At 44.2% G+C, this 5,768-nt stretch carries 1 protein-coding gene and 1 pseudogene; one reads left to right on the top strand and one right to left on the bottom strand.

Features of this window, described 5'->3' with window-relative positions; translation table 11 throughout:
- A partial coding sequence (locus ACKPEB_RS22095; protein ID WP_408967175.1) for an ATP-grasp domain-containing protein occupies positions 1-392 on the top strand: 392 nt, incomplete at its 5' end.
- A 316-nt stretch (positions 393-708) separates the two neighbouring features.
- On the opposite strand, the pseudogene ACKPEB_RS22090 reads toward ACKPEB_RS22095, so the two are convergent.
- A pseudogene (locus ACKPEB_RS22090) lies at positions 709-5,736 on the bottom strand (LamG-like jellyroll fold domain-containing protein); the annotation flags it as partial.
- Positions 5,737-5,768 lie beyond the last annotated feature (32 nt).

Raw genomic sequence — 5,768 nt, 5'->3', positions numbered from 1 at the left:
GGGAGATCGAATGTGCGGTTTTAGGTAATGATAATCCCCAAGCTTCTTTGGTGGGAGAAATTACTTTTGATAGTGATTTTTATGACTATGAAACTAAATATACTGACGGGCGATCAAGTATGGTGATTCCCGCTAATATTCCCGATAAAATTGCTAATCAAGTGCGAGAAATGGCTGTAGAAGCATTTAAAGCTGTGGATGCTGCGGGATTGTCGCGGGTGGATTTTTTCTATGTGGAGAAGACTGGGGAAGTGTTGATCAATGAAATTAATACTCTGCCGGGGTTTACTAACTTTAGTATGTATCCCCAACTCTGGAAAGCCACTGGTTTAGAGTTTGATCAATTGGTCGATAAGTTGGTACAATTAGCCTTAGAAAGACAGGAAAAATAAGGTTAAATTACCACAGTTTCTAGGATAGTAATTACCTATCCTAAGTAGGGTATGCTGAAAAAGTTTTTCCTGGTGGCAGGGGGGGTTTGCCTTTTGGCTATCCTGATTTGTTGGCTATAATCAACGGATTTAGTATCAAAAAAGCCTAAAGATATTATCCAACAAGGTTTTTAGATTTATTAAGCAAACTCTACATAAGAGCTTTGCGATCGCCAATAAAAATGCCAGGTTTTTGAAGAGGGGTAATGCAATTTGCCCCTACCGCTCAAAACATGGCACATAATTTGAGATTGCTTTAGCAGACCCTAATTACTAATTATTTCTGCCCTTTCAACAAACCGATGATAGTATCCAGTTTCTTCTCAAGTTTTTGGTTTTCCTCCTCCAATTTAGCAATCTTATCCAATAATGCTTGATTGTCGCTGACTACCGCCGCCGCCCGCAATTTACGCACATCTCGACCAAAGCCCATCAAGGCTGGACGTTCCACATAAGTAACCCGGTGCAGTACCCGCCAGGCTTTATTGGGCTTACCTGCTTGGGCCTGACGCAAGGCCACAGCTTCTTCGTCGTTGCTACGCAGCCATTCAGGATCGACCACATAGTTAAAGAAGTCGTGGAAGTGATCGGTACTGCCTTCCAGGTAGAAACTCATAAAGCGATAGCGATCTACTTTTTCCCCGGGCAGAATCGGGCGATCGTTGTAATCGGTGATGCCTTTATACTCCAAACCACTCAGACCTACATTCAACTGAAAACCCTTACTCCGAGCTTCAGTTTTGCTCATGGTTTGAGTTAAGTTAACCGTAGCCTGGGCAGTGAGCTCTACATCAATACCCAATACTGAGAATGAACTGTCAACTCCCAACCCGGCATTCATCGCAAAAGAGCCACCAATGGTATGTTCTACGGTGTTCGCAAAGCTTTGAGCTTCAGTTCGCAGACCACCGTCCGCGTCCCAAACATAGGTATTGACGATGTTGCGCTTACCAGCCCGAATTTGGAGACTTTCCATCCGTTTCTGCCAGCCTGCAAAACTTTCTGTGGCTTGCACTCGTTTGTCTTGGTCAGCAATTTTACTTTGAATCTCCGCTTGTTTAGCTTTAGCGATAGCCTTGCTCTTGTCAGAAGTAGCAGCAGCATCTGCTTGAAATTGTTCGGCTTTTTGGTCTTGGGCTTTTTTCTTCTCCTCGTCAGTCATTTGGGTATTCGGTTTGTCTTCTTCCCGTTGTACTCCAATGGTGGTTGGTGCATCCCCACTGTCGATGTTTCGGTTCAAAGAGGTTTCGTCCAATAAACGCACATTAAAGTTAGAAAAGTAAGATTCTCGGCGTTTATCTTCTGCTTCAATTTGGCGTTTTAAGTCATACGCCTCTTTCAAGCGATAGTAACTAGCGGGATAGAGAGAACCATATTGGCTACGCATTTCGGGAACGTGCTTGAAGAAGCGATCGCTCGTGGCACTGCTGCCGGTCATCCCATCCAAGCTACCATTCATCGTGTAGGCAGGATTCATCAAAAAGGTGATGGTGTTGACATCTGGAGGGATGCCATCTACCGGCTGCACTTGGTAGCCGACCATTTTGCCACTGCGGGCCAGTCGGGTGACAAACACATCTGCCAAGGCTGAAACAACCAACGCATAGCCAATATTCTTGGGAATAAATCGTGTCCCCAAATGAGGGAACTTGATAGTTTCTTCTGGTGTGCCCCGCAGTTCCAGTTTATCGGTCATGCTCAGAGATGAACTGGAAGTAATGTTACTTTCATTTTGGAATTGGTAGCTGAAGTCAAAGTTGCCTTTAAAACCCACTTTGGCACTGCTGTCGATAGAAGTCCCCACACCCATAGGTGCTGTGAGGAAAGACATTGTTCCCCCTGCTCCAATAAAGGTATCAATTGTTGCTCCTAACCCAGTATCTTGAGAACGGTTCCAGCTAAATGCCACATCTTCAGACATGGTTAATTCCACAGAAGTCGCACCATTGTAATCGTCTGATAAGGTTAGGTTTTCGCTGGGTACGGGGGGTGGACCCTCAATATACCCCAACAAAGTGGGAGCAAATTGGGCGTTACCAATCCACTTCAGTTCTAAGGTTTCAATCCGCTTATCTGGTAGCAGGGTGACTCCATTGTTAGTGGGATAAGCAAAGAACCGCCGCATGATGGCAACCTTGGTTTTCGTGGATGATTCCAGAGTCACGGTGCTGTACTCAGCAGAGACGAGGGCATCGACACTACTGGGATTGCCAATTTTGCCAATAGGTGCCGTACAACCCCACCAATTTGCCCCCGATACCGTGGCATTATTGCCATTACCGGAATAGTCGCGCACTTCCACTCCTGTGGCTTCGCTCATGGGGTAGTAAGCCAACAAACCGGGTTCGTTACCGCTAAGCAAGGTTTTGCTGTTGACGGCAATTTCATCATCGCTGAGAGCAACTCCCCAGATACGCACCTCTGCCAATTTACCGAACTGCCAGAAGTTGGGGGTAATAGGTAGGGTTTCATCCTTAAGGATCTTGCCTGCCACCACAGTGCCATGATTACCGCCAGCCAGATCTAATACTTTTCGGGTCTTACCTTCCAGTTTGATTTCATTGAGGGGATAGTAAGCCACTAAGTTTGGTTCTTTACTACTGAGGCGTTGGGACATATTCGCCTGAATTTCTGCTTGAGTACGAGCTTTGTTCCAGATGCGGACTTCGGCTATAGACCCTTTGAAGAGACCCTGGTAATTATATGCTCCAATGACAATCTGGGGATGAGAGGTAGCAAGACGAGGAACATTCGTTGATTTTGCAATGAGTTGACCATTCTTATATAGTTCCATCCTTTGAGTGGAACTATCATAAGTAACAGCCACATGAATCCAAGTATTTTTAGGTAAAGTTGTTGTGTCTTGAACGTTGTACCAACTCCCATTATGTTTATGTCCTGCCCATAGCCTGTGATCCTCTATCCATAAATCATGACTACTACTATTACCCGAGATAATGTTAAATTCTCCCGAAGATTTCTCCCATTTAATCCAAGCTTCTTTGGTGTAGGAATCAGGTAAAGTGCCAGTGGCACCATCAATATAATCATTACTGCCATCAAACTTCATCACTGAATAATCAAGAGACTGATTAATAGCTAAATGATTGTTTGCGATCGCATAAACATCGCTCTGAGATTTCAGACTAGCTTTCTTAATGTCCTCAACCTTTTTCTTAGCGGCGGCATCGTTGGGGTTTTTCGTCAGATTCTCCTCGGCATCTTTTAGGGCTTTTGCTTTCACATCACCCACTTTTTTGCCATCAATATAAAACAGAGTTGTATTTCCGCGACCGACAGCAGCGACATGATGCCATCCCTCGGTTAACAACTCCATATTGAAACCGCTATCGTAAAAGTATTGCCCCAAGGAATCATTGTTCAGATAAATCCCTAACTGTTTACGATTTCTGACCAGAATGTGATGATCCGCATCTTTTCCTCGGGTTAAGGTATTCCATTCTGCCGTTTTTGGTAATGGATAAACGAACCAAGCTTCAATACTCCAGTCATCTGGAAGATACAAGGCTTGATGTAAGGTAGCGACACTATTGCTGTTGCTAAAGTTTAAACAGGCACGTTGAGGATCAGGAATCCACTGTCCAAAAGCGGCATTTTTGCTGTCCGCGGTAGCATCATAGTTCGTTTGTCGCATCCGTCCTTCGCTGTCCAAATAACTCAATTGGACATTGCCTTCACAAGTTTCAATGGCATTCAGACGGCTGGCAGGTTGCACAAAACCAAGTAACGCTCCTTGAGTCACTAACCCCTTGCTATCTTTAGCAACTTGGGGCATCTTTTGTGGCTTTGCCTGAGTGTTTTTGACAGCATTGAGGAAGTCAGTGTTCAGGGTATTTAACTCTGTTTGAAGCGCAGTGATTAAAGCAATCACTTCTGCCAAACGCGCATCCCAAGCTGCTTTATCGGCAAGAGTGGCAGTTAATGCTGCATTAAGCAATTTTAATCGCTCTTTTGCTTGGTTGAGTTGTTCTAATTTAGCTTGCCAGGATTTATAGGCGATCGGTACATTGTTATTAGACTGATCGCCGAGGGAGACAAATTTCCACTTGTGGTAATAATCTTCATCTCCTATGGGTCGTAATACCATATTGTAACGACTACCACTCATTCCACATGGAGCCAAACGATAATTCGGGTAAGCTAAATTGATAATATGGTAAGAATCACCTCCCAAAGAGACAAATTTCCACCTGTGGTAATAGTCTTCATCTCCATTAGATCGTAATACTATGCCGTAACTACCACCATTGAATCCACATGGAGCTAAACGATGATTCGGGTAAGACAGATTGATAATGTGGTAAGAATCACCTCCCAAAGAGACAAATTTCCACTTGTGGTAATAGTCTTCATCTCCATTAGATCGTAATACTATGCCGTGACGACCATCACTGAATCCACATGGAGCTAAACGGTGATTCGGGTAAGACAGATTGATAATGTGGCAATTGTAATTAAAGGGACTATTTAGCTCGGCGTTATATTTAGCTAATAGGGTTTCCTCTTCACATATCAGTGCTGGAATTTTACTCTCTAATTTCTGAATCTCTGCTCTGGTTTCAGCCTGGGCATTGTAGGCGGCAATTTTTGCTTCTAAGTCTCGTTTTTCTTTGAGTAAAACTCCTTCCTGTTTCTCTTTCAACTCCAGTGCTTTTAACTTTGCTGCTAAGGTGGCATGGTCATCCACCAAAGTTGCCAAAGTCACAGCATCTGTGTATTTTGCCTCCGTAATACTATCGGACAACAAACGGATGCGGTGCTTGCGAATTTCCAGCGATTGCCAATCTCCTTGAACTTTGGCAATTTCAAAGGAACGTAACAGACTCACTTCATCGGGAATGGTTACATTGCAGGAAGCACGATACCAACCATTGCCCAAGTCTTCAAACTTATTCTGCACCGCAGAAATGGTCTTTTTCTCTTCGGCGCTGCGGCTGGTTTTTCCCCAATAGGATAGGGTAAATATCTTGGTGCCAATATTTTTACCATCGGCATTGTCTAAATAGGCTAAATTAACCGGATTGGCTGAGTTAACTTTAAACTCAAAACTTTCCTCATAAGTAGCCCGTTCGCTGACGGCAAATAGCTCAGGATTGGTATATTTAACTGCTGCGGTTCCTCCGGCCAGTTTGCGGTTGAGAGTTGCCGCACTGACATAAGGTTCACCATAAACGGTGCCGTCATTGCCGTTCACAGAAAAGTCAACTACTTTGCCTTCAGAGATACCACCTAAGCGCCAATACCCCACTAAACCGACTTCTTTTCCTGTCAGTTGTAGGTACATACTATTTTTAATGTCTTCAGCAGTCCGGGCTA

The sequence above is a fragment of the Planktothrix sp. genome, from assembly GCF_046067725.1.
GTDB lineage: Bacteria > Cyanobacteriota > Cyanobacteriia > Cyanobacteriales > Microcoleaceae > Planktothrix.
Note: the sequence above shows the minus strand (reverse complement) of the source record. Positions and strands in the feature narration are given on the sequence as shown.